Source organism: Dactylosporangium sp. CA-092794 (genome assembly GCF_050948465.1).
GTDB lineage: Bacteria > Actinomycetota > Actinomycetes > Mycobacteriales > Micromonosporaceae > Dactylosporangium.
Genome location: NZ_CP192044.1, coordinates 470922 through 495733 on the forward strand (window position 1 = coordinate 470922; position 24812 = coordinate 495733).

General features: G+C 72.9%; 18 protein-coding genes and 1 pseudogene. 8 read left to right on the forward strand and 11 right to left on the reverse strand.

The window, feature by feature from the left end:
• Window positions 1-92: 92 nt before the first annotated feature.
• From ACQPXD_RS02060 to ACQPXD_RS02070, 3 genes are read left to right on the forward strand one after another with little or no spacing between them, the layout of a single operon-like run.
• Entirely contained in the window at window positions 93-3488 is a 3396-nt protein-coding gene (locus ACQPXD_RS02060) for a diguanylate cyclase (RefSeq protein WP_432834239.1), read from the forward strand.
• Window positions 3485-5620 (forward strand): ATP-binding protein, encoded by a 2136-nt coding sequence (locus ACQPXD_RS02065; protein ID WP_432834241.1) that lies wholly within the window; start codon window positions 3485-3487, stop codon window positions 5618-5620. Before ACQPXD_RS02060 ends, ACQPXD_RS02065 begins: the two co-directional genes overlap by 4 nt.
• Window positions 5617-6726 (forward strand): HDOD domain-containing protein, encoded by a 1110-nt coding sequence (locus ACQPXD_RS02070; RefSeq protein ID WP_432834243.1) that lies wholly within the window; start codon window positions 5617-5619, stop codon window positions 6724-6726. The genes ACQPXD_RS02065 and ACQPXD_RS02070 overlap by 4 nt, the downstream gene beginning before the upstream one ends.
• On the opposite strand, the gene ACQPXD_RS02075 is transcribed toward ACQPXD_RS02070, so the two are convergent.
• The 5 genes from ACQPXD_RS02075 to ACQPXD_RS02095 all read right to left on the reverse strand — a co-directional run bounded on the left by ACQPXD_RS02075 (window position 6723) and on the right by ACQPXD_RS02095 (window position 14157).
• A complete protein-coding gene (locus ACQPXD_RS02075; protein WP_432834245.1) occupies window positions 6723-7844 on the reverse strand; it encodes an HD domain-containing phosphohydrolase in 1122 nt (373 codons plus the stop codon). The genes ACQPXD_RS02070 and ACQPXD_RS02075 overlap by 4 nt on opposite strands.
• Before the next feature lie 114 nt (window positions 7845-7958).
• Complete coding sequence (locus tag ACQPXD_RS02080; protein ID WP_432834247.1) at window positions 7959-9431, reverse strand: hypothetical protein; 1473 nt, start codon at window positions 9429-9431, stop codon at window positions 7959-7961.
• Window positions 9428-10378, reverse strand: coding sequence for a glycosyltransferase family 2 protein (locus tag ACQPXD_RS02085; RefSeq protein WP_432834249.1), 951 nt, complete (start codon window positions 10376-10378; stop codon window positions 9428-9430). Before ACQPXD_RS02085 ends, ACQPXD_RS02080 begins: the two co-directional genes overlap by 4 nt.
• 15 nt (window positions 10379-10393) lie before the next feature.
• Window positions 10394-12415, reverse strand: a complete 2022-nt coding sequence (locus ACQPXD_RS02090; RefSeq protein ID WP_432834251.1) for a hypothetical protein — start codon at window positions 12413-12415, stop codon at window positions 10394-10396.
• 881 nt (window positions 12416-13296) lie between these two features.
• Window positions 13297-14157: an RNA polymerase sigma factor SigF gene (locus ACQPXD_RS02095; protein ID WP_432834253.1), complete on the reverse strand. Its 861-nt coding sequence runs from the start codon at window positions 14155-14157 to the stop codon at window positions 13297-13299.
• Between the two features lie 502 nt (window positions 14158-14659).
• Between ACQPXD_RS02095 and ACQPXD_RS02100 the strand changes: the two genes are divergently transcribed.
• Window positions 14660-14863, forward strand: coding sequence for a cold-shock protein (locus tag ACQPXD_RS02100; protein ID WP_190251213.1), 204 nt, complete (start codon window positions 14660-14662; stop codon window positions 14861-14863).
• Window positions 14864-15082: 219 nt separating this feature from the next.
• On the opposite strand, the gene ACQPXD_RS02105 is transcribed toward ACQPXD_RS02100, so the two are convergent.
• The 4 genes from ACQPXD_RS02105 to ACQPXD_RS02120 all read right to left on the reverse strand — a co-directional run bounded on the left by ACQPXD_RS02105 (window position 15083) and on the right by ACQPXD_RS02120 (window position 16669).
• Window positions 15083-15361, reverse strand: a complete 279-nt coding sequence (locus ACQPXD_RS02105; RefSeq protein ID WP_432834255.1) for a hypothetical protein — start codon at window positions 15359-15361, stop codon at window positions 15083-15085.
• 88 nt (window positions 15362-15449) lie between these two features.
• A complete protein-coding gene (locus tag ACQPXD_RS02110; protein WP_432834257.1) occupies window positions 15450-15779 on the reverse strand; it encodes an STAS domain-containing protein in 330 nt (109 codons plus the stop codon).
• Window positions 15776-16144 (reverse strand): ATP-binding protein, encoded by a 369-nt coding sequence (locus ACQPXD_RS02115; protein WP_432834259.1) that lies wholly within the window; start codon window positions 16142-16144, stop codon window positions 15776-15778. The genes ACQPXD_RS02110 and ACQPXD_RS02115 overlap by 4 nt, the downstream gene beginning before the upstream one ends.
• A 66-nt stretch (window positions 16145-16210) precedes the next feature.
• A complete protein-coding gene (locus ACQPXD_RS02120; RefSeq protein ID WP_432834261.1) occupies window positions 16211-16669 on the reverse strand; it encodes a hypothetical protein in 459 nt (152 codons plus the stop codon).
• 216 nt (window positions 16670-16885) lie between these two features.
• Between ACQPXD_RS02120 and rho the strand changes: the two are divergent.
• Window positions 16886-18064, forward strand: a pseudogene (gene rho, locus ACQPXD_RS02125) (transcription termination factor Rho); the annotation flags it as partial.
• 31 nt (window positions 18065-18095) lie between these two features.
• On the opposite strand, the gene ACQPXD_RS02130 reads toward rho, so the two are convergent.
• Window positions 18096-18956 carry a DUF2207 family protein gene (locus ACQPXD_RS02130; protein ID WP_432834263.1) on the reverse strand — a complete coding sequence of 287 codons (861 nt, stop codon included), beginning with the start codon at window positions 18954-18956 and terminating at the stop codon, window positions 18096-18098.
• A 79-nt stretch (window positions 18957-19035) separates the two neighbouring features.
• Here ACQPXD_RS02130 and ACQPXD_RS02135 point away from each other — a divergent pair, with 79 nt between their 5' ends.
• Window positions 19036-19659, forward strand: a complete 624-nt coding sequence (locus tag ACQPXD_RS02135) for a class I SAM-dependent methyltransferase (protein WP_432834265.1) — start codon at window positions 19036-19038, stop codon at window positions 19657-19659.
• Here the strand turns inward: ACQPXD_RS02135 and ACQPXD_RS02140 are convergent.
• A complete protein-coding gene (locus ACQPXD_RS02140; RefSeq protein WP_432834267.1) occupies window positions 19628-22057 on the reverse strand; it encodes a Tex family protein in 2430 nt (809 codons plus the stop codon). The two genes, ACQPXD_RS02135 and ACQPXD_RS02140, sit on opposite strands and share 32 nt — an antisense overlap.
• A gap of 104 nt (window positions 22058-22161) precedes the next feature.
• On the opposite strand from ACQPXD_RS02140, the gene ACQPXD_RS02145 reads away from it, so the two are divergent.
• Together ACQPXD_RS02145 and ACQPXD_RS02150 are read left to right on the forward strand one after the other, a co-directional pair.
• Entirely contained in the window at window positions 22162-23085 is a 924-nt protein-coding gene (locus ACQPXD_RS02145) for a hypothetical protein (protein ID WP_432834269.1), read from the forward strand.
• Complete coding sequence (locus ACQPXD_RS02150) at window positions 23082-24797, forward strand: M16 family metallopeptidase (protein WP_432834271.1); 1716 nt, start codon at window positions 23082-23084, stop codon at window positions 24795-24797. Before ACQPXD_RS02145 ends, ACQPXD_RS02150 begins: the two co-directional genes overlap by 4 nt.
• The last annotated feature ends 15 nt before the right edge of the window (window positions 24798-24812 follow it).

Below are 24812 nucleotides of genomic sequence, written 5' to 3' on the forward strand. Positions count from 1 at the left end.
CGCCGTTGTGATCGCCGTCGTCGCGCTCAGGAACCGTCCGCGGCTGCCGATGGGCCCGTGCTGTGGACGTATCGGGCGAATGGACCTTGGTAATGCAGGACGAACGGCCGGACCTCGGTCAGTCGATCACCGATCCGCTGACCGGCGCGTACTCGCGCGCGCTGCTGGTCCATCGGCTGACCGAGGAACTCGGGCGCGCGACCCGCAGCGGGGTCGGCTGCTCGCTGTTCCTGTTCGACGTCGACTACTTCAAGAGCATCAACGACTCGTACGGCCACCAGCGCGGCGACGAGGTGCTCAAGCAGCTCGTCGAGCGGGTCAACGGGCTCGTGCGCAGCTACGACGCCCTGTTCCGGTACGGCGGAGACGAGTTCGTCCTGCTCCTGCCCGACACCGGCAAGGCCGACGCGGTGCGGGTGGCGCTGCGGCTGGTGGACGGGGTCCGCGGCACGCCGTACCCCGGCGAACCGCCCCTGACGGTCTCCGTCAGCCTCGGCGTCGCCTCCTTCCCCGAGGACGGCGCCGACGGCGACGCGCTCATGCAGTGCGCCGACCGGCGCAACTACCTGGCGAAGCGGCGCGGCCGGGCGTGCGCCGTCGCCGACGACGTCGAGGGCGGCGAGCAGGCCGTCTCGTCCCGGCTGCTGGAGCGGGACATTCCGCTCTCATCGGTGCAGGAGCTGCTCAACCGCCTGCTCGCGCGGTCCAGCGCCGCGCTGCGCGTCACCGGCGAGCGGGGCGCGGGATACACCCGCTTCCTGGCCGAGGTGGTGAAGCTGGGCCGGCTGCGCGGCTTCCAGGTCGTGGCCGCGGACGCCGGCGCGCCGGCCCTGCCCGCCGGCCCCACGCCGGTGCTGGTCGTGGCCGACCGCGGCGAGGGACCACGGGCCGCCGAGCTGGTCCGCGCGCTGCACGCCGAGCAGCCCGACGCGGTCGTCGGCGTGGTGTACGGCGCCGACGGCTGGGCCGACCCCGGCCTCGATCTCGACCTGCCCGCGGTCGACGACGCCGAGCTGCTGCCGTGGTCCACCGCGGCGCTGCGGGTCTGGCTGCGCCTGCACCTGCAGGGCGAGCCGAGCCCGCACCTGATCGACTGGCTCGCCTCCCAGTGCGGCGGCATGCCCGCCCGGGTCCACAAGGAGCTGGACCGCCTCACCGCGCGCGGCGGGCTGGTCGCCGCCGGCACCAACGGCTGGACGATCGCCCCCGAGATCCTGCAGCGGCAGCTCAAGCCCCGCCGCCGCGTCCCGCAGCCGCTCACCGAGCTGGTCGGCCGGCAGCAGGAGACCGCCCAGGTGGCGCGGCTGCTGACCGCCGGGCGTCTGGTCACGCTGACCGGCCCCGGCGGGATCGGCAAGACCCGGCTCTCGCTCGCGGTGGGCTCGGCGGTGGCCGACTCCTTCGCCGACGGCGTGGTGTTCGCCCCGCTCGCCGAGGCGACCACCCGGGAGATGGTGGTGCAGGCGCTGGCCGGCGCCTTCCAGGTCGCCGAGGTGCCGTACCAGCCGCTCATGACCACCCTGGCCGAGGAGATCGCGGAGCAGTCCGTGCTGCTCGTGGTCGACAACTTCGAGCAGGTGCTGGACGCCTCGCCGGTGATCAGCGAGCTGCTCGGCGCCGCGCCCGGGCTGCGGGTGCTGGTGAGCAGCCGGGAGCGGCTCTCGCTCTACGGCGAGCGGATCTTCCCGGTGCCCCCGCTGCCGCTGCCCGATCCGGCCACGCTGCCGGCCGGTCCGGCGGCGGTGGCGGCCGCGCTGGCGAGCTCCCCGGCGCTGGCCCTGTTCCAGGTCCGGGCCCTGGCCGCCACGTACGACTTCAGCCTCACCGAGCAGAACCTGACCGCGACGATCGAGCTCTGCCAACGCCTCGACGGCCTGCCCCTGGCGATCGAGCTGGCCGCCGCGCGCAGCGACACGCTGAGCCCCGCGCAGATGCTCGCCCAGCTGACCGACCGGCTCGACGTGCTCGACCACGGGCCGCGGGACCTGCCCGGGCGGCAGCAGACCCTGCGCAACGCGATCGGCTGGAGCCTGTCGCTGCTGTCGCCCGACGCACTGGCGCTGTTCACCGCGCTCGGCGCGTTCACCGGCGGGTGCCGCTTGGACGCCGCCGCGCACGTCTACGGCGGGCCGCCCGAGGACGTGCGGGCCATGCTGACCGCGCTGGTTGACAAGAGCCTCGTGCAGGCCGAACCGGACGGCGAGGGCGAGGCGCGGTACCGCATGCTGGAGACCATCCGCGTGTATGCGGCGGAACTGCTGCGCGCCGACCCGCGCCGGCCCGAGCTCGAGGGCCGCTACACCGAGCTCTACGTCGCGATGGCCGACGCGTGCGGCACCCGGCTCACCGGGCCCGACCAGGGCGCGGCGATGGCGCAGATCGCGCGGGAGTACGCCAACCTGCGGGCGAGCTACACGCTGCTGGCCGAGGCCGGACGGGCCGCGGAGGTGGCCACGATGGCGCTCGGGCTGTGGCGGTACTGGCGCAACGGCGACCACCTCGGCGAGGGCCGCGAGCGGCTGGCCGTCGCCTGCTCCCTCGCCACGGGCCTCGACGCGCTCACCCGCGCCCGCCTGCTGCACGCCGCCGCGGTCCTCGCCGCCGCGCAGGACGAGCACGAGGCCGCCACCGCGCTGGCCGGCGAGAGCCTGACCGAGGCGACCGGGGCCGGCGACCGACCGGCCCAGGCCCACGCCTGCAACGCGCTGGGCATCGCCGCGCTCGGCGCCGGCGACTACGAGGCCGCCGACGGCTACTTCCACCGCTGCCTGGAGACCTGGCAGCGGCTCGACGACCCGCTCGGCATGGCCATGGCGCACGGGAACCTCACCAAGGTCGCCCTGCGCCTCGGGCACGTCGAGGCGGCCAGCGAGCACGCGGCGCACTGCCTGGCGTTCGACCGCAGCGTCGGCAACACCCGCGGCATCCAGATCGGCCTGTCCTGCGTGGGCGAGATCATGCTGGCCCGCCGCGACGTCCCCGGCGCGCGGGAGGCCCTGCAGGAGAGCCTGGAGCTCAGCCGCCGGCTCGGCGACGCCTTCGGCGAGGCGATGGCCCTGCACCACCTCGGCGAGGCGGCCCGGCTCACCGGCGACGAGGCCACCGCGGTCGCGCTGACCTACCAGGGGCTGGTGCTGCGGCACCAGGTCGGCGACCGGGAGGATCTCGCGGTGTCGCTGGACACGCTGGGCATCCTGGGCGTTGCCGCCCGGCCGGAGCTGGCCGCCCGGCTGCTGGGCGCGGCCGAGGCCCTGCGGGACCGGCACCGGCTGCCGGTGCCGGCCGCCATCGCCGAGCAGCGGCGGTCCACGCGCGCCGCGCTGGAGACCGCGCTGGGCGGCGAGCGGCTGCGGGCCGCGATCGCCATCGGCAAGGTCCTGACCCTCGACCTGGCCATCGCCGAGGCGGCAGATCTTGGCATCGCCGAGGCGGCAGACCTGGGCATCGCCGAGGCAGGAGACCTGGGCGGAGGGGGAGGAGCGAGATGATGGTGGGGCAGTTGCGGGCGCTGTTCATGGCGATCTGCGTGGCCGGATCCCTGGCCGCGTTGTGGGGTTTGGGGGGTACTCCCGGTGAGCGGGCGGCGATCGCGGCCGTCGTCGCCACCCAGGCGTGGCTCTGCATCGGCTTCCGCCGCCGTGGCTTCCCGGCCTGGAGCTGGCTGATCGAGGGCGGCGCGCTGTTCCTGGCCGCGTGGGCGTCGCACTACGCCGTCCCGGCCGTGGTGCTGTACCTGTGGGTCGGCGCTCGCGCGCTCTACGGCGGCCTGCCGGGGAGGGCGCTCGGCGCCGGGATGGTGACCGCGATCCTCGCCGCCGGCGTGCCGATCGCCGGCGTGGGCGCGCTGCCCACGGCGCGGTCGGTGGTCATCGCGCTGGCCGTCCTGGCCGCCGCGCACGCGCTGGCCGGCGCCGCCCGCGCCGGCGACATCGCCGCCGGGCGGGCCCGGACCGCGGCCGCCGCCGGCGCCCGCCTGGCCGCGGCGGCCACCCGGGCCGAGGCGATGCAGGTGGCGGTCCAGGCCGCCGTCGACATGACGAGCGACGCGGACGCCATGATCGCCACCGTCAACGGCCCGTCCCTGCGCGTGGCGGCGCGGGCCCGCCGGCGCGGCGCCGCGGAGGCGGCGAGCCAGGCCAACAGCGACGAGCTGTGGTCGCGCATCGACGCCCTGCCGCCCGGGGTGCGCGGCGTGCTGGCCGGCGACGGGCCGGCGCAACTGCGCGGCGCCGACGCCCGGGCGCTGGCCGAGGCGGTCGGGCTGCGCCCGGCCGACCGGGCCGTCCTCGCCCCGCTGGCCATGGAGGGCAAGGTGTTCGGCCTGCTCGCGCTGGTCTTCGACCGGCGCGCCGACGACCCGTCCGGCCTGCTCACCACGCTGGCCGACGAGGTCGCGCTGGCGCTGGACAACCTGCTGCTGCGTTCCCGGCTGAGCGTCGTGGTGGAGAACTCGCCCGACGCCGTCATCCTGGCCAGCGACGCGGGGATCGTGCGGTTCGTCAACCCGGCCGCCCGGCAGCTGCTCGGCCGCGACGGCGTGCTGCTGACCGGCGGCGACCTGTGCACGCTGCTGAGCCTCACGGACATCGCCGAGGTGCTGCCCGCGCCGGGCGGCGCGAGCCGGCAGCCGGTCCGCTGCCGGATCCCCACCGGCAAGGCCGCCGAGTGGACCGACGTGGACGTGATGGCCGAGCGGGTCACCGAGCACGACGGCTCGCACAGCCTGGTGGTGTATGCGCGCGACGTCTCGGAGCGGGAGCGGCTGGAGCTGGAACTGCGCCACGCGCAGAAGCTCGAGTCGGTGGGCCGGCTCGCGGCCGGCATCGCGCACGAGATCAACACGCCGGTCCAGTTCGTCGGCGACAACGTGCGGTTCCTGCGCGACGCCTTCGCCGATCTGCAGCAGCTCTGCGCGGCGTACGCGGTGCTGGCCGGCGCCGTCGGGGCCGGAACCGACACGGCCGGGCCGCTGCGCGAGGTGGAGACGGTCGCGGCCGGGGCGGACATCGACTTCCTCCTGGAGGAGGTGCCGGCGGCGGTCTCCCAGACGCTCGAAGGCGTCGCCCGCGTGGCGAAGATCGTCCAGGCCATGAAGGCCTTCGGGCATCCCGGCACGGAGGAGAAGTCCGAGGCCGACATCAATCAGGCGATCGTCAACACCCTCGTGGTCGCCAACAACGAGGTCAAGTACGTGGCCGACGTCGAGCTCGACCTCGCCGATCTGCCGCCGGTGCGCTGCCACCTCAGCGACATCAACCAGGTCATCCTCAACCTGGTGGTGAACGCCGCCCATGCCATCGCCGCCGCGGACCGGGGGCGCGGGGTGATCCGGGTGAGCACCCGGGTCGCCGACGGGCAAGCGGTGATCGAGGTGGCCGACACCGGCACGGGCATCCCGGCCGAGATCGCCGACAAGGTCTTCGACCCCTTCTTCACCACGAAGGAGGTCGGCACCGGCACCGGCCAGGGCCTGTCGCTGGTGCGGACCCTCGTGGTGGAGCGGCACGGCGGTCATATCGGGTTCACCACCGAGCCGGGCGCCGGCACCGTCTTCACGGTGCGGATGCCCATCGTCGGCGCCGCGGCCCGGACCGCGGAGCTGGTGGAGGCGGGCCGATGAACCACCGGCCGCACATCGTCTTCGTCGACGACGATCCACACATCCTCAGCGGCCTGCGCCGCATGCTGCGGGCGCACCGGCACCGCTGGGACATGTCCTTCGCCGACAGCGGGGCGGAGGCGCTGACCATCCTCGACCAGCGGCCGTGCGACGTGATCTTCAGCGACTACCGGATGCCGGTCATGGACGGCGCGGCGCTGCTCCAGCACGTCCGCGAGCGGCACCCCGGCACCGCGCGGGTGATCCTGTCCGGCCAGACCGACGAGAACAGCCTCGTGAAGGTCATGATGCTCGCGCACCGGTTCCTCAACAAGCCCAGCGCCGAGGACCAGATCGTCGGCACGATCGAGCAGCTGGTCCGCGACGCGGAGCACGGCACCGACCGCCCGGCGGGCCGCGACCTCGAGCTGATCGACGCCCTGCCGAGCCCGCCGCGGTCGCTGCACGAGCTGATCGAGGTGCTGGATTCGGAGACCTCCTCGGCCGCCTCGATCGCCGACGTGATCGAGCGGGACCCGGCCGTCGCGGCGAAGATCCTGCACCTGGTCAACTCCTCGACGTATGCGCTGCCCCGCCCGATCGTCCACGTCGCGCATGCCGTGTCGCTGCTCGGCCTGCAGACGGTCCGCGGCCTGGTTCTGATGCACGACCTGGTGCGCATGCTCGACCCGGCGGCGGTCATGCCGGGCAACTGGATCGACCGGATGACGGTGCACGCCGTCGAGACCTCGCGGGTGGCCCGCCGGCTCGCCGGCCGGGAGGAATGGGCGGGCGACGCGTTCGTCGCCGGCCTGCTGCACGAGATCGGCCAGCTGGTGCTCGCCTCGTCCCGTCCCGCCGCCTTCGCCGAGGTGCTCGGCGCCTGGCGGCCGGAGGAGGAGCCGCTGGCCGACCTCGAGGTCGACCGGTTCGGCCTCGGCCACGGCGAGATCGGCGCCCGCCTGCTGGGCCTGTGGGGCCTGAGCGGCGTGGTGACCGACGCGGTCGCCGGGCACGGCTCGCCGGCCCCGCCGGCCGGCGCCCACGACGTCGCCTCGGCGGTCGCGCAGGCGCACGCGTTCGTGGAGCGCGACCTGCGGCCGGTGTGCGGCCGGTGCGGTGATTAGGTCCGGATGATGAGCGGCTCGGCGACCGGGTCGTCGGTCGCGGCGAGGTTCCGCAGCCGGATGATCAGGCTGGGCGTGATCTCCTGACCCGCGGCGAGCAGGAGCTTTCTCGACCGGGTGCGCACCGGCGCGCCGAGCACGGTGCCCGGGGTCAGGTCGGCGATCAGCGCGGGCCGCACCTCTGCCCCGTCGTCGTCGTTGAGGACCGAGCCCAGCGCGTCCAGCAGCCGCGGGTCGTAGTCGCGGCCGGACCGGTTCTCCAGCTGGAACTGCGCCTCGGTCGAGCCCATCCCGCTCGCCGTGAGCTCGTCGAAGTCCTCCACCAGCCGCAGGATCCGGCCGCCGAGCGGGATGCCCTCCCCGGCGGCGGCGGCCTCCTGCGGGGGACCGGAGCCGTCATACCCGCGGCGGGAGAAGCGGATCGCCTCGACCACCGGTGCCATCCGCGGGATGGGCGACAGCAGGCTTTCCGCCACGTCGGGCATCTGGTCGATCATGGCATGCTCGGCCTCGCTGAGCGGCTCGCCGGCCTCGACCTTGGCCAGGACGACCGGCGGCAGGGTGATCACCCCGAGCTGGGACAGCATCGCCGCGAGCTCGATCGGCCAGCGCTCGTCCACCTCGATCTTGTCGAGCAGGCGGGTCGCGAGCCGGCGCATCCGGGTGGCCCGGCCGAAGCCGGTGGGGCTGGCCAGGGACAGCACGTCGGTGAGCGCCTTGACGCTGCCGGTCAGCGTCTGCTCCAGCAGCTCCCGCTCGGAGACCAGGCGCCGGTGGTGGGCCACGCACTCGTGCAGCGTGTTGACCATGACCTCGGTGTCGACCGGCTTGAGCAGGATGCGGAACACCTGGCCCTCGTTGACCGTGGCCGCCGCGCCCTCCAGGCTGGCGTGGCCGGTGAGCAGCACGCGCGTGGCGAGCGGCGCGGCCTTGCGCACCATCGCCAGGAACTCGGCGCCGTTGATGCCCGGCATCAGGAAGTCGGAGACGATGACGTCGAACGGCCCGGCCCGGCCCAGGGTGACCATGCCGTTGGTGGCGCCCACCCCGGTCTCCACGGAGAACTCGCGCCGCAACTGGCGTTTGAACGCGTCCAGCAGGTTTGGCTCGTCGTCCACGAACAGGACTCGGGGGAGTGGCGCCGGTGGTGTCACACCATTTTGTCTAGTGTGACCGTCTGCGTGGGCGGCGCCCCGCACCCGATTCGCACCTGATTTGCACCCTACGGCCGGCTAGGAGACCGCCGGCTCGGGCTGCGGGGCCGGCTCGGGTGCCTCCGCCGGCTCCTCGCGGCGCAGGATCGTGCGCGCCTCGCCGGCCGCCAGCAGCAGCCAGATCGCGCCGTTGGTGCCGCCGATCAGCCAGTCCTCCGTGGCGATCGTCGGCACCACGGCCAGCGCGCCGATGGTGAACCAGGCCGCGGGTAGCGTGCCGTCACGGCGGCGGCGCAGCGCGTGCCACAGCAGCAGGGCCAGGCCCACGACGAAGGCCGCCGCGCCGAAGACGCCGCCGCGGCGGAACGCGCCCACGGCCGCGTTGTCGGTGTTGAGCTGGCGGCGCGGGCCCTCCGGCGGGTTGCCGTCGTTGATCCGCTCGACCACCGCCCGCGAGGTGCGGGCGTCGCCGAACGCCTTCTCCGCGAGGCCGGCGTCCTTCCAGTCGACCCAGACCTGCCGCCAGGTGTCGGTGCGGCCGCTGGTCACGTCGCTCCCGTTGTCATTGAACCGGTCGCGGAGCAGGAATTGGTACCCCCCGCCGATGGTCACCACGATGGCCAGCACCACGAACGGCGTGGCGGCGGCGACCCAGGCCGAACGGGACGGGAGCCGGTCGACGTCGGTGTTGCGCCGCCACAGCACCAGGCCCAGGTGCACGACGGCGGCCGCGGCGGCGAAGACGAAGCCGGTCCGGGAGTCGCTGATCGAGAGCACCAGCGCGGCGAGCGCGGCCACGCCGAGGCGCTGCCAGGCGGCCAGCGCGCGGTCGAAGCCGATCCGGATGCCGGCCACGACCATGAGCCCGGCCAGCGAGTTCGGGTGGTAGAACAGGCCCTGGCCGCCCCAGAACCGGTCGGTCATCAACCGCGCCGAGGCGTTGTCGGGGATGGCGTGGACCTTGTCGAAGAGGCTGCCGGAGCCGACCAGCAGCAGCGCGGCGATGCCGAGCAGGACCGCGGCGGCCATGCCGATCGAGAGGTCCTTGCCGCCGCGGCGGGGGCTGCGGGTGAGCGCGATGATCGCGAGCACGGCCAGGGTGAAGACGCCGGCGTAGGCGACCCGCTGCCCGGCCACCTTCCAGTGCGCGACCCCGACGGCGCCGAGGACGCCGAAGATCCAGTACGCCAGGCCGAGCCACGACGCGCCCAGCGGCGACAGCGAGCGGGCCGAGCGCAGCCACGGCCACGCCCACACCGCGAACACGACCACCTCGACCGCGAGGACCGCCCAGATGATGCCGGGGCGGGTGGTCGCCGTCCAGGTCAGGATGCCGGCGAGGGTGAACAGCCCGCCGAGGACCAGGCCGTGCGGCGTGATCCCGGGCAGGCTGAGCGCCAGCCCGACCACGGCCATCGCGATCAGACCGGCCGCGAAGGCCTCGGCCGACTGCCCGATCGAGTCCGTTCGGGAGTACTCCAGCACGCCCGCCAGCAGGGCGATCACGACGGCCGCGGCGGCGCCCGCCGCGCGGCCCTTGGAAACGGTCATCCGGCGTCGGCCCCTGTGCGTCGGCGGCTGAGGAAGAAGTCGCGCACCACGCGCCGCGGCCCGGCCGGCACCAGCCAGACCTGCAGGAACGTGATGTAGTCGGTGAGGCTGGGCTTGCCGTGCCTGCGGGCCTCGCGCAGCAGCCCGAAGAAGACCTTCGGGCTGCGGCTGGCGGCGGCCATCGAGCCGACGACGCTCATCGCGAGCGCCGCATAGGCGCGCGGAGTCACCCGCGGGCGGGTCTGGTGCAGCCACTCCAGCGACTGCTTCCAGGGGGCGTCGAAGCTGATCCGCGGGCGGTTCTCGTCGGCATACCAGATGACGAGCGGCTCCTCGGCGTAGATCAGGTCGACGCCGTCCTCCTGCAGGCTGCGCAGCGTCCAGTCGAGCTCCTGCAGCCGGCGCAGCCCGTCGGCGAACGGCACTTTCCGCAGCAGCGCCGTCGGCGCCATGATCGTCGAGGTCTGGATGAAGCCGTCACCGTGGAAGAGGCCGTGCCGGACCGCGAGATACTCGCTGATCGGCTCGCCCGGCGCCGGGACCCGGCGGGGCATGATGAGCTCGGCTCGGGGCGTGCGCATGTAGAGCCGGCTACCCACGATCGGCAGCGCCACTCCCGAGGCACGGGCCCGCTCGAGCTGCGTGGCGAGCTTCTCCGGCAGCCACTCGTCGTCGTCGTCGAGGAACGCCACCCAGTCGGCCCGCGCGTGGTCGACGCCCCGGTTGCGCGCGTTGGGCGCGCCGCCGGACGAGGGCAGCTCCACCGGGCGGATCCGCTCGTCACCGACCGCCCGCAAGGCATCGACGGTCGCCGGGTCCGGACCGTCGATCACGACCACGACCTCGATGTCCGGCACGGTCTGGGCCAAGGCGCTGCGCACGGCCCGCACCACCAGCTCGGGGCGGTTGCGGGTGGGGATGACGACGCTGACCTCGGGTCTTTGCACGATGAGTTATCCGCCTCACGGGTTCGCTGGCGTAGCGTACACGACCTGCACTTTGCCCGGATATTTCGCTTCCAGCGCCTGAGCGGCCGCGATGTTGGTCGGCGCGGCCGGGTCACCGAACGCCACCGGGAGCGGCTGACCGGGCCGGACGTTGGGCCGGTGCGGGTGCTCCGCATCGACAACGAGCAGGCTCGCCTGTGGGTCGTGCACGAAGAACCGGATCGGCACCGGGCTCTCGCGCACCAGCCGGTCGAGGTCGTCGATGGTGCTGGCCTTGCCCGCCGACCCCGGGTACAGCAGCCCGGACCACGCCGGGAAGTAGCGGTACTGGTGCTGCAGCGCGGCCGCGCCCAGGGTGGCCGACCAGTTGCGCCATGGGCTGCCCATGAGGTCGACGTTCACCGCGCCGCCCCCGTCGGGGAACATCCGGGCCATCAGCAGCGCGTCGCGGGCCGCCTCCGGCGAGCCGCGGTCCTTGCCCAGGGCCAGCTTCACCCCCGGGGCCACCGGGGTGGCGTGCCACTCGCCCCCGGCCACGGCGAGCAGGGCGACGATCGGCAGCGCGACCGCCACCCGGGCGGCGGCGCCGAGCCCCGGCAGGAACCGGGCCAGACCGCCGAGCGCGGCCAGGCTGACCACGATCACCAGGTGCAGGAGCTTGTCGAAGTAGTACACCGGGCGGCCGATCGTGGCGGTCTGGTAGAGCCCCAGCCCGGCCGCCATGACGAACGCCACGGCCAGCGTGAACAGGGCGGCCCGGTGGCTCGGTGCGCGCAGCCCGCGGCGCAGCACCACGGCGAACACGGCCAGCAGGAGCAGGATCGCGGTCGCCGGCCGGTCGACCACCCGGGCCGTGCCGTTGAGCAGCAGCTGTGAGCCGCTCGAGGCGATCACCGCGGTCAGCGGCCCGATCGCGGTGACCACCGCCACCAGGGCGGCGGCGAGCCAGCCCCACCAGAACCGCCACAGCCGCGCCTGCCAGATCCACCACAGCGCGGCGAGCCCGCCGTAGGGCAGGAAGAGCGGGTAGCTGAACGAGGTCCCGACGAGCAGCAGGGCGACGGTCACGGTCTGCTCGCCGATCCGGGTGAGCGGGCGCGCGACGATCGCGGTGAGCACCGCGGCGCAGGCCAGCCCGGCCAGCTCGTTCGGGTAGCCGCGGGAGAGCACGGTCACCGGGTCGCCGAACACCAGCCAGGCCCCGGCGATGAGGTAGACCGGCAGCAGCCGGAGCGTCGGCACGCCGGGCCCGGCCAGCCGGCGGATCGCCCACAGCACGGCGAGGGCGAGCAGCAGGAAGGTGGCGACCAGCAGCCAGACCATGACGTCGACGGCGGCGCCGGCCGTAGTGTCGCGGGTCGACGACGACACGAACCGCCCCACCACGGCGTAGGCGAAGTGCAGCCCCTGCGGGTAGTTCGCGATGCCGGAGAGCTCCTCGTCGGGCACGAACGGCCGCAGCTGCTCGGGCCGCATGAAGAGGTAGCCACCGGTCCGCCCGATGGCGTCGAAGATCAGGTAGTGGCGGGCGATGTCCTCGCCGGCCAGCGGCAGCCCGAGCCGCCCGCCGAGGTCCCGCGCCGCATAAGGCACCAGCGAGACCAGCGCGACCGCACCGAACGCCAGCCCGAGCAGCGCGTTGCACCCGCGCGCGATTCGTCGGACATTTCCGACATTTCGGTTAAGTCGGTTCGTGCCGGCGGCGATGAGCACCAGGACGGTCAGCGCCACGCCGGCCACCAGCGTCGGGTGCAGGTGACCCGGCCACAGCGTGATCGCCAGCCCGAAAACACAGGCGGCGCCGAACAGTTGGGCGCACGCGAGCACGAACCGGTCGATGAGCCCGGAGGCCCCCCGCTGCACGGCCATCGTGCCCGCGAGGATCAGCAAGGGCAGGACGGCATCGAGGCGGAGCGGGTGGGCGACCAGCGGCACGATCCAGGCCAACGCCAGCCCGGCCACGATCCGTGCGACCCGGGCCCCCCGGCCGGTGCGAGCGGCGACGCCGTCGCCGGTCTCCGGCTCGACCACCGTCACCACAGGCACTCTCCGTATCGGCAATCGCATCGGCCCCTGCGACGTGACGATATCGCGTCCTCCCGCTACGGTCCTTTGCGGCATCATCCTCGTGACGCAAGGTGATGGCCGGCGAAGCCCGTCTCTGCAGATCGCCGCCCGCCGCGATTTGTCGCATTTCCGCCCCGCCGCGGCGTTGTTGATCTCGATAAGTCGGGCGCTCCGCGCCACGACTTATCTGATTTTTCGCCCGACAGGGCATAGGTCTGAATCACGGCTTTCTCCGGATTCTTCGCTGCTTTGTCCACGCGCGTTGTCGCCGGGCCAGAAAATGGCGGCCCAGCGGGAGAAAGCGGCCCGCAAGGCCGGCTGCGAGGACGGCGCGCGGACCCTGTCAGGTGTGAGGCTGCGGGCGGCGGAGCCGGGGTCGACGTGCAGGTGCCCGTCGCCTGATCGTGGAGGTTGGCGTCAGGCGGAGGAGGTGGGCGGTCACCGCAGTTGGGCGTCGCTGGCAGCTGGTGGGCACGGAGGTCGTCGGCGCCGCCCCCGGCCGGGCGTTTACGGATGTCTCGCCAACGTCTGCTTGCGGCCGGCGGCGCTCAGGCCGGCCGGACGGACGCGCCAGCATCCGATCGGTGTGGCCGGGGCGGACGTATGTCTCCGTGATCATGCTTCACCCGCCGCCGACACCACGGGTTTGCCATGATCGCGGAGACTTTCGGTACACGGGTGTACATGGACACTCCGTGATCATGAAAAACCGTTGGTGTCGGCGGCGGGTGCTGCATGATCGCGGAGAGTTCTGGTCGCTGTGCGGTGCGGCGGCCGCCCGGTGTGGGCAAGCGGCGGACCCGGCCTGGGCGGGAGGCCGGGTCCGCGGTCCGGTGCGAGGGAGCGACGCCTTAGTGCTCGGCGAGGGCGCTCAACTCGGTGCGCAGCGTGCGGAGGGCGGCGGCCAGCAGGCGGGAGACGTGCATCTGCGAGATGCCCAGCTCGGCGGCGATCTGCGACTGGGTCAGGTTGCCGTGGAAGCGCATCGCGATGATCCGCTGCTCGCGATCCGGCAGCTTGGCCAGCAGCGGGCGCAGCGCCTCGCGGTTCTCCACGTTCGCCATGTCCGGGTCCTCGGCGCCGAGCAGGTCGCCCAGCCCGGCCGCGCCCGGCTCGCCGCCGTCGCCCGCGGGGGCGTCCAGGGAGAGCGCGCGGTAGGCCTGGCCGCAGTCAAGGCCCTCGATGACCTCCTCCTCGCTCACGCCCAGGCGCTCGGCGAGGTCGGTCACCGTCGGGGAGCGGCCCAGGTCCTGGGCCAGGTCGCCGGAGATCTTGCTGATCTCCAGGCGCAGCTCCTGCAGGCGGCGCGGCACGCGCACGTCCCAGCCCTTGTCGCGGAAGTGGCGCTTGAGCTCGCCGACGATCATCGGGATCGCGTAGCTGGTGAACGCGGCGCCGCGGGTCGGGTCGTAGCCGTCCACGGACTTGATCAGGCCCAGGTTGGCGACCTGGACCAGGTCGTCGAAGTGTTCGCCGCGGTTGCGGAAGCGGCGGGCCAGGTACTCGGCGAGCGGGATGTACAGCTCGATCAGCCGGGCGCGGACGCGGTCGCGGTCCGGGCCGGCGGGCAGGTCGGCCATCAGGGACAGCAGCGCCCTGGCCTGCGCGTCGGTGGCGCGGGTGCTGGTGGCCTTCTGATCGGCGGAGCCGGCGGCGCTCGGGGCGTGCTCGGCGAGGGCGCGGTCGATGGCACGGTCGACGGAGACGGTCACGGGATTCGACCCTTCTGGTGCGGTGACCGGCGGCGGCCGAAGCGCAGACGGATGCTGCGGCAGGAGAGGGTAAAGAAAGGCAAGCGCCGCCACGCCGGTCGGGAATCGCTCTCGGCACCCGTTTCTTGAGCGCCGGTGCAAGACCTGCGAGGCTCACCGGGGCCGACCCGCCGCTGCTGGACGGTGCCCCACACCGAACGTCCCGCGATCGGCGGACCGTTCGGACGACGTGAGCTGAGCCGACTGTACTAGATATTGCCCGAACACGCGACTTCCGAGCGTTGAAGTTGGTCGCTCTATCACTGGCCGTTCAGTAGGGCAATACGCTGAGTGTTCAAAAGGTTCGGGTGTGCATTTCAGTTTGGTAGTCGATCGGGTCCGCATGGCGATACCGGGGCTGCGTTTTCGCAGCGCGCAGGCTACCGTCTCCATCGTGGCGTGTGCCTGTTTCAACATTGATCCGTGAGGTGCGGATCGGGGCGCCGTCGCTAAGGAGTTACACGTGGCATCAGGCACGGTGAAGTGGTTCAACTCGGAGAAGGGCTACGGCTTCATCTCGCAGGACAACGGTGGGCCCGACGTGTTCGCGCACTACTCGGCGATCCAGGCCACCGGCTACCGCGAGCTGACCGAGGGTCAGAAGGTCGAGTTTGAGATCACGCAGGGCCAAAAGGGGCCGCAGGCCGACAACATCCGCGCGGTCTGACACCAGCACCCCGAGTCGTAGGCCGAGACCCGCTTCACGGCCGAAGGAGTAGCAAGCCCCCGTCCGAGACACCCTCGGCGGGGGCTTTGCGGTTTCAGCGGGCGGGCCAAGTTCCAGCGGGCGGGCCAAGTTCCAGCGGGCGGGCCAAGGGGCCGGACACGAAGCGGCCCGGCCGCTGGTGGAGCGGGCCGGGCCGGGGGACGGCGGGTGCGGCGACGCTCAGGTGAGTGCCGCCTTCGGCCGGGCGAACACCTCCGGGGTGCATGATTCGGCGTAGGCGTGCCTGATCATCCGCAGCGCCCAGCGCATCCGGGTGATGGCGGTGTCCGGGTGGTCGCCGAACTCCGTCGCCATGCTGGCGGCGCAGCCCTGCACGCCGATCCGCCGTAGGGTGCCCGTCACGGCCAGCCGCACGTCGGCGGCGACCGGGCGCTGGGACATCTGCAGCGCGGAGGCGAAGAGCGCTTCGGCGCGCACCGCTTCGAACGTTGACTCCATCGTCGAGACCTCCTGCTGGCAACTCCCTGCTGTGGTCCAGCTAACTCCTGTCCAGGTGCCGGTGCGGGGACCTTCGGTTGCTAAATGGTTAGGTCGTGTTTTCATCGGCGAGTCCGAACTCCGACAGGACGCCGGTGATCTGCAGCAGCCGGCGCACCGGCGGGCTCGCGCCGGTGATGTGCAGGCCGCCGCCGACGTCCGTGTTTGCGGCCACGAGGACCTGCAGGCCCGTCGAGTCCATGAAGGTGACCGCGGTCAGGTCGAGTTCCACGCGCGACGGGCCGTGCGAGTGAATCGCCTCGCGGAGCACGGTGATCAGCTCGGGGGCGCTGGTCATGTCGAGTTCGCCGGAGACGGTGATGGTGACGGTACCGTCCGGGCTCGGGGTGGCACCGACAACGGCGGCGAAGGGCGTCATAGCAGCTTCGTCACCTTCATGAGCAGGCCGTCGCTGTCCACGTCGACCTCGTCGGCCAGGGAACGCACGACCCGGAGGGAATGTCCGGAGGCGGTCAGGGCGTTGACAGTGTCAGCGGCGGACTCGCCGGGATTCGTGACTTCAATCACACATCGCTTCTCGTCGACCGTCGCCCGGACCTGGAAGGCCACGCCGACCCGCACGTGAGCGATCACGTTCGCCCACGTTTCGTTAACGATCAGGGCGATGTCCGTGCGAGCTTGTTCGGCGACGCCCAGCCCGGCCAGCGCCCCGTCGAGGACGTGCCGGAGGGTGTTCATGCGATCGAGGTCGCGCGGCAGGTCGACGGTCAGGCGAAGGTCCACAACTCAACTGATACCGCGTCGGCCGCAGAAGAAAACACCCGCGTCCCACCGGAAGGGACCGCGAGGTCAGCCGGCGTAGGCGAACTCACGGGAGGCGAGATCCTCGTAGGCGTTACGGATCATCCCGAGCGCCCAGGCCATGCGCGTGGCCGCCGTTTCCGGGTACTCGCCGAACTCGCCCGCGACCCGGGCCGCGCAGCCGCCGATGCCGTGGCGGCGCAGCGTGCTGGTGACCGCGGCGCGGACCTGCGCCGGCGTCGGCTCCTGCGAGGCCTGGAGGGTGGAGGCGAAGAGGGCCTCGGCGCGTACAGTGTTAAACGTCGTGTCCATGTCAACCCCCCGGTTGGTGTGCTCCTTGACACCATCCAGGGAACCGGCGCACTGGTGCCGGTCGAGGACCCGTTCGGTTGCCGCCCGGTAGCGCGCCACGCCACCGCAGGGCTTGCCCACGGTTGCCGTTCGGGTTACGGTCGATCCAGTCCCGCGGAAGTCGGCGATCTGCCGCCCGGGGACGCCCTTCGCCACCGCGTGTCACGCTCTCGCGCAGGAAGCCAGGCGGCCACCGCACACGCAGCGCAATCCGGTTCGCCGGCATCGGGAGATGGCAACCACGCGACTCGGGAGACGGCAAACACGCGATTCGCGGGAGATTCCTTTCCGAACGGCCGCACAGTCCTTAGGAGGACGCATATGGCCCCAACCGAAGTGTTGGAACGTACCACCACAAAGCAGAGCCCCTCTGGCCAGAGCCAGGGCCGGCGGCGCACCCGCTCCGCGCAGCGCAATCGAGACCACAGCCGCCCGGGCAACCAGCCTCAGCTGCCCACCTCGGGCGAGGCTCGCGACGTCGCCGGCATCGTCGACGTGTACCGCGACAAGATGATCCTGCGGGTCGACAGCTACCTGCCCGGCCCGGACGACGTCACGATCCCGGCCGCGATGGTCCGCCGCTACGGCTTGCGCCACGGCGACGCGATCACCGGCGGCTCCAACGGGGGGACCCTCACCCGGCTGGACACGGTCCACGGCAACGACCCCGAGTGGGCCCGCAACCGCCCCGAGTTCAGCAAGCTGACCGCGCTGTTCCCGCAGGAGCGCCTGCGCCTGGAGACCGGCCCGCGGCAGCTCACCACCCGCCTGATCGACCTGGTCATGCCGATCGGCAAGGGCCAGCGGGCGCTCATCGTCTCGCCGCCGAAGGCGGGCAAGACGATGGTGCTGCAGGCAATCGCCAACGCCATCGCGCAGAACAACCCCGAGTGCCACCTCATGGTGCTGCTCATCGACGAGCGGCCCGAAGAGGTCACCGAGATCCAGCGCTCCGTGCAGGGCGAGGTCATCGCCTCGACCTTCGACCGGCCGGCGAACGAGCACACCGGCGTCGCCGAGCTCGCCGCCGAGCGGGCCAAGCGGCTGGTCGAGCTGGGCCACGACGTGGTCCTGCTGCTCGACTCCATCACCCGGCTCGGCCGGGCCTACAACAACGCGGCCCCGGCCTCGGGCCGCATCCTCACCGGCGGCATCGACGCCAACGCGCTCTACCCGCCGAAGCGGCTGCTCGGCGCGGCGCGCAACATCGAGAACGGCGGCTCCCTGACGATCATCGCCTCGGCGCTGGTGGAGACCGGCTCGACCGGTGACACCGTGATCTTCGAGGAGTTCAAGGGCACCGGCAACGCCGAGCTCAAGCTCGACCGCAAGCTCGCCGACCGGCGCGTCTTCCCGGCCATCGACATCGACGGCTCCAGCACCCGTCGCGACGACGTGATCCTGCACCCGGACGAGTTGCTCGCCGTGCAGCGCCTGCGCAAGGCGCTGGGCGCCAACGGTCAGCCCGCCACGGAGCAGTTGCTGGAGCGGCTGGCCAAGACCCAGTCCAACGCCGAGTTCCTCACGCTGCTGCTGCGCGGCCAGGCCTGACCCGGGCCGGCCGGCACCGGGTGAGCGCCCGCTACAGGGCCACCCGGGAGCGCATCAGGGCCTCCTCGGTGGGCAGGACCCCCAGTGCCGAGGCGAACGCCATGTCGCGGCCCCAGGCGGCGACGTCGGCCGGAGCGAGGTCGCTGACGCCCTCGACCGCCACCAGATGGGAGCGGTACGCGAGCCAGTCGGCCGCCACCCGCATGCCCTCCGGCGTGCTCCGGTCGCTCCAGCGCAGCTCGACCCCGAGATACAGGGCGAGGAACACGGCGCCGGCGGCCATGAGCGAGCCGGTGATCTGGTCGGTCAGGCTTGCGTGCAGCATGGCCGAGGTCACCATCCAGGTGGCGAACATCAACCCGGCCGGCACGATCGCCACGCCGAGCAGCATGCGCCGGGTCCGCGGGGCCAGGCGGGGCCGTGCCAGGCCCCGGTCGCGGGCCTCGGAGATCACCGCCCGGTAGAACTCGCCGCGCCACCGGCGGGCCTCCGACCAGCTGCGGAACGCCAGGCTGGCCAGTGACGCCTCGCCGGAGACGGAGAGCTTCTGCACCCGGTCGAGGACCTGCTGCTCGTAGGGCGTGAGGCTGCGACCGTCGCCCTTGCGCAGCCGTACCGTCGTCTCGGCCGGATCCTCACCCGGCTGGCGCAGCTCCAGGAAGCCGCGCGCGGCCAGGTCGAGCAGGGTGCTGTCGATCGCGTCTTCGTCGGAGTGCCAGCGGTTCACCATCAGGCTGACGACCGCCGGGGGCTCGTCACCCGGAGGGGTGTCGACCGCGGGGCCGGCCTCCGGCAGCCGCGTGCGGGAGCGCCCCAGCGCGGTGGCCGTCAGCCCGACCCACACGGCCAGCGTGACGGCCACACTGAGCTGCAGGATCGCGGGCCAATCCACGGTGAACCTCCGAGCGGGCGGGCGGGGCGGCCAAGCCGGGTAGTCCACCAGACTAGTCGGTCAGGCCCACAATCCCGTGATGACGACCTTTGCGGAGGACACCTTGCGCGTGCCGCTGCTGCCGGAGCTCGACCTCGAGCTGGCCGATGAAGGGGTACGGCTGTTCGACGCCACCGGCGGCTACCGCAGCGACCGGCCGCCGCCCTTCTGGTCGTTCGCCTGGCCGGGCGGGGTCGCGCTGGCCCGCCACCTGCTCGACCACCCCGGGCTCGTCGCCGGCCGGACGGTGGTCGACCTCGGGGCCGGATCGGGGCTGGTCGGGATCGCCGCGGCCCGGGCCGGGGCGCGCCGGGTCACCGCCGTCGACACCGATCCGGCGGCGCTCGCCGCGGCGGTGCGCAACGCCGCCCGCAACGGTGTGACGCTCGCGACCGCGGCCGAGCCGGTGCCGGCCGAGGTCATCGTGGCCGGTGACGTGTTCTACTCCGAGCCGGTGGGCAGGGCGGTGCTCAAGGTGCTGCGCGGCGCGGGAGCCGAGGCGATCGTGGGCGACCCCGGGCGCGGGTTCCTGCCCGAGCGGCTGTTCGAGGAGCTCGGGAGCTACGACGTCCCCGTCCGGGCCGAGCTGGAGGACGGGGACGTCATGCGCACGCGCGTCTGGCGGCTCGCGCCTACTTCCGGCGCTGCTTCGGCTGCTCCTTGAGCCCGTCCAGGCCCTTGTCCAGCCCGGCCCGGCGCAGGGCGTCGGCCAGCGCGCCGCCGCCGGTGAGGGGCTCGCGGGACGGGCGCCCGCCGCCCGAGCGCGAGTCGCCGGAGCGCGAGTCGCCGCCGCGGGGCCGTCCGCCACCGCCACCGCCACCGCCACCGCCGTTGCCCCGGTCCCGGTCGCCGCGCTCGCCGCGGGGGCGCCCGCCGTCGCGCTGGCCGGGCGTGGCCTCGTCCTCCAGGCGGAGCGTGAGCGAGATGCGCTTGCGCGGGATGTCGACGTCGAGGACCTTGACCCGCACGATGTCGCCGGGCTTGACGACCTCGCGCGGGTCCTTGACGAACGTGCGGGACAGCGCCGACACGTGGACCAGCCCGTCCTGGTGCACGCCCACGTCCACGAAGGCGCCGAACGCGGCCACGTTGGTGACCACGCCCTCCAGCAGCATCCCGGGGGTCAGGTCGGAGATCTTCTCCACGCCGTCGGCGAACACCGCGGTCTTGAACGCCGGGCGCGGGTCGCGGCCGGGCTTCTCCAGCTCCTTGAGGATGTCGGTGACGGTCGGCAGGCCGAAGGTGTCGTCGACGAAGTCGGCCGGCTTGAGCTTGCCCAGCGCCGTGCCGTTGCCGATCAGCGTCTTCATGTCGCCACCGGTCGCGGCCAGGATGCGCCGGACCACCGGATACGCCTCCGGGTGGACGGACGAGGTGTCGAGCGGGTCGTCGCCGCCGGGGATGCGCAGGAAGCCCGCGCACTGCTCGAACGCCTTCGGGCCGAGCCGGGCGACGTCCTTGAGCGCCCGGCGATTGCGGAACGGGCCGTTGGCGTCGCGGTGCGCGACGATCGCGTCGGCGAGGCTGGAGCCGATGCCGGAGACCCGGGTCAGCAGCGGGGCCGACGCCGTGTTGACGTCGACGCCCACGCCGTTGACGGCGTCCTCGACGACCGCGTCGAGGGAGCGGCTGAGCTTCGACTCGGACAGATCGTGCTGGTACTGCCCGACGCCGATCGACTTCGGGTCGATCTTGACCAGCTCGGCGAGCGGGTCCTGCAGGCGCCGGGCGATGGAGACCGCGCCGCGCAGCGACACGTCGAGGCCGGGCAGCTCCTGGGAGGCGTAGGCGGAGGCGGAGTACACCGACGCGCCCGCCTCGGAGACGACCACCTTGACCACGCTGAGCTGCGGATACTGCTTGAGCAGGTCGGCGGCGAGCTTGTCGGTCTCCCGCGACGCGGTGCCGTTGCCGATCGCGATCAGCTCGACCTTGTGCTTCTGGCACAGCGCGGCCAGGATCACGATCGACTCGTTCCACTTGTTCTGCGGCACGTGCGGATAGATCGTGTGCGTGTCGACCACCTTGCCGGTGGCGTCGACGACGGCGACCTTCACGCCGGTGCGGAAGCCGGGGTCGAGGCCCATCGTGGGGCGGGTGCCGGCCGGCGCGGCGAGCAGCAGGTCGCGCAGGTTGGTGGCGAAGACCCGCACCGCCTCCTCCTCGGCCGCCTGCCACAGCCGCATCCGCAGGTCGATGCCGAGGTGGACCAGGATCCGGGTGCGCCAGGCCCAGCGGACGGTGTCGCCGAGCCACTTGTCACCCGGGCGGCCCTCGTCGCGGATGCCGAACTTCGACGCGATCGTGGGCTCGTAGAGCGACGGCGCCTCCGGGTCGGTGGTGGGCTCCATCACCAGGTCGAGCATCTCCTCCTTCTCCCCGCGGAACATCGCGAGGATCCGGTGGGAGGGCAGCTTGGTGTAGGGCTCGCTGAAGTCGAAGTAGTCGGCGAACTTGGCGCCGTCGGTCTCCTTGCCCTCGCGGACCTTCGACACGAGCCGGCCCTGGCCCCACATCGTCTCGCGCAGCTCGCCGATCAGGTCCGCGTCCTCGGAGAAGCGCTCGACGAGGATGGCCCGGGCGCCGTCCAGCGCCGCCGCGGTGTCGGCGACCCCCTGCTCCGGGTCGACGAAGACGGCCGCGGCCGCCTGCGGGTCGACGGTGGGGTCGGCGAGCAGCCCGTCGGCCAGCGGCTCCAGCCCCGCCTCGCGGGCGATCTGTGCCTTGGTGCGCCGCTTGGGCTTGTACGGCAGGTAGATGTCCTCCAGCCGGGCCTTGGAGTCGGCCGCCATGATCTGTGCCTCGAGCGCCTCGTCCAGCTTGCCCTGGCTGCGGATCGACTCGAGGATCGCGGCCCGCCGCTCCTCCATCTCGCGGAGGTACCGCAGCCGCTCCTCCAGCGTCCGTAGTTGGGCGTCATCGAGCGTCTCGGTGGCCTCTTTGCGGTACCGGGCGATGAAGGGCACCGTGGCCCCGCCGTCGAGCAGATCGACGGCCGCCGCCACCTGCCGCTCCTTGACGCCGAGCTCTTCGGCGATGCGCTGGTGAATCGAGGTGGTCACGAAGATGCATTCTGCCCCACCCGGCACCCCGGAGCCCAGCAGCCACAGACCAGACCCCGAAACGGGGCCCCGTCGCGAATCGCTCTCACCTATGCTCTCGCGTCGTGACCGACTTCGACCCCGCGGCGGCCTTCCCGGAGCTGCTGGAACTGCGCGCCGCCGTGACCCGCCGGGACTGGCCGGCGATCGCGGCGCTGTTCGCCGGCCTCACCGACCCCGAAGATCAGGCGTTCGCCGCCGGCATCGTCGCCGAGGTGCCCGGCAGCGAGGGCTTCCTGGGCGAGGCGGCGCAGCGCGAGCCGGGCACGCTGGCCCGCACGCTCTACGGCGCCCGGCTCATCGTGGCCGGCTGGAGGATCCGCACCGCAGCCCGGGCCAAGGACGTGAGCCGGGAGCAGTTCGAGGCCTTCCACGACCATCTGCGCCGGGCCGAGCGGGTCCTGATCGAGGTCACCGCCGAGGATCCGGCCAACGCGCCGGCCTGGGCCCGGCGGATCACCACCAACCGCGGCCTGCAGCTGGGGCAGAACGAGGCCCGCCGCCGCTACGACCGGCTCAGCCGCCACGTGCCCGACCTCTACGCCGCCCAGAGCGGGATCGTGCAGCAGTTCTGTCCGAAGTGGAGCGGCAGCGTCGAGAAGGTCTACGCCTTCGGGATGGAGTGCATGCGCGGCGGCCGTGACGGGTCGCTCGGCGCGCTGGCACTGCTCGAGGCTCACTTCGAGATTTCGCTGGAGCTCGGCGGCGTCGAGCGGGACGGCTACTGGCGCCGCCCGCAGGTGCGCGCCGAGCTCGACGAGGCGGCACACCGCTCGGTGCGCCACCCGGCCTTCCGCGCGACCGGCTACCGGGCCCGCACCGCCCACGGCACCTTCGCGCTGGCCTACCACCTCGCCGGCGACCGCGCCGCGGCGCGGCCGCACTTCGAGGCGACCGGGGGCCACGGCGCCGGCGCCTACTGGCAGTACATCAGCGGTGACGAGACGGCCGCGTTCAAGGCGGCCATGGCGAGGGCGATGAAGGCATGAGCATTCCGCAGCAGCTCGAGATCGACGGGGTGCCGACGCTGTTCGCCCGGCACGACGGCCCGACGCTGGCCGGCCTGACCTTCCGGGTCGGGCAGGCCGACGAGACCCTCGCCTCCCGGGGCATCACCCACCTGCTGGAGCACCTGATGCTGCACGGGCACGGGCTGACCGACTACCACTACAACGGCAGCACCGGCGTGGTCATCACCATGTTCCACCTGCAGGGCGGCGAGGAGGACGTGGTCGCGTTCCTCAACGGCGTGTGCGCCTCGTTGCAGGCGCTGCCGCTGCACCGGCTGGAGACCGAGCGGCAGGTGCTGCGGGCGGAGGAGAGCAGCCGGCGCGGCGGGATCACCGACTCGCTGGCGCTGTGGCGCTACGGCGCGCGCGGTTACGGCCTGCCGGCGTACAACGAACTGGGCCTGCCCCGGATCACCGGCGACGACCTGTGGCGCTGGTCCCAGGCCTGGTTCACCCGGCAGAACGCGGTGCTCTGGGTCGCCGGCGAGCGGGTGCCGCCGGCGCTGAAGCTGGCCCTGCCCGAGGGGGTCCGCCGCCCGGTGCCGGCGCCGACCTCCGCGCTGCGCGGCACCCCGGCGTTCTTCGGCGGCGACGGGCCGAACGTGGCCTACGACGGCATCGTCCGGCGCAGCGTCGCCGGGTCGGCCCTGGCCGGTGTGCTGGAGCGGGAGCTGTACCGCAGCCTGCGCCAGGAGGACGGCAACTCCTACACCGCCGCGGCCGCCTACGAGCCGCGCGGCGACGGCTACGCGAGCGTGACCGTGGTCGCCGACGCCGTGCCGGACAAGGAGGACGCCGTCCTCGGCGGCTTCGTCGACGTGCTGGCCAAGCTGCGCGCCGGCCGGATCGAGCCGGCCGACCTCGACGCGGTCAAGGCCAAGGCCGAGGACGCCATGCGCGACCCGTCGGCGGCCGTCGGCCGGCTGCCCGCCCAGGCGATGGACCTGCTGGTCGGGGCGCCGCTGCGGGCGCTCGATGACGTCCGCGCCGAGCTGCTCGGGCTCACGGTCGCCGACGTGCACGCCACCGCCCTGGAGATGCTCGGCACCGGGCTGCTGCGGGTGCCCGGCGGCCACGAGGCGCGGTGGGCCGGCTTCGAGCCGGCGCCGATGTGGTCGGAGCACCCGATCGAGGGGCAGCGGTTCCCCTCCCGCGCCGGGGACGGCCCGGACAAGGTCAGCCTGATCGTCGGGCCGCTCGGTGTCGGCATCGACCGGCCCGGCCGGCCGCCGGTGGCGATCCCGTTCGCCGAGTGCGCCGTCTCGCTGGCCTACCCCGACGGCGGGCGCCAGCTCATCGGCAACGACAGCCTCACGATCCGCATCGAACCGACGGTGTATCCGGTGCCGCCGGCCGTGCTGGCCCAGGTCGACGCGGCCCTCGCCCCGGTGACGGTCCCGCAGCCGCCCCGCGAGCCGGGGCAGATCCCGACCGGCGAGCCGGCGGCCAAGCCGCGGCCGGGCGGAGACGGGATCGGCCTGCTCGTCGGCGCGATCGTGGCGCTGGTGTTCTCCGTGCTCGCGATCTGCTGCAGCGGGTTCTTCACGCTGCTGGTCGTCGACGACAGCGACCCCGAGGCCCACATCCCGCTCAACGGGTTCTCGATCACGGTGCTGGCCGTCGGCTACGGCAGCGTGGTCGGGCTGGCCGCGCTCGGCATCTATCTGCTTCGACGTCGTAACCGAAAGTAGTTTTTCGGAACCTGT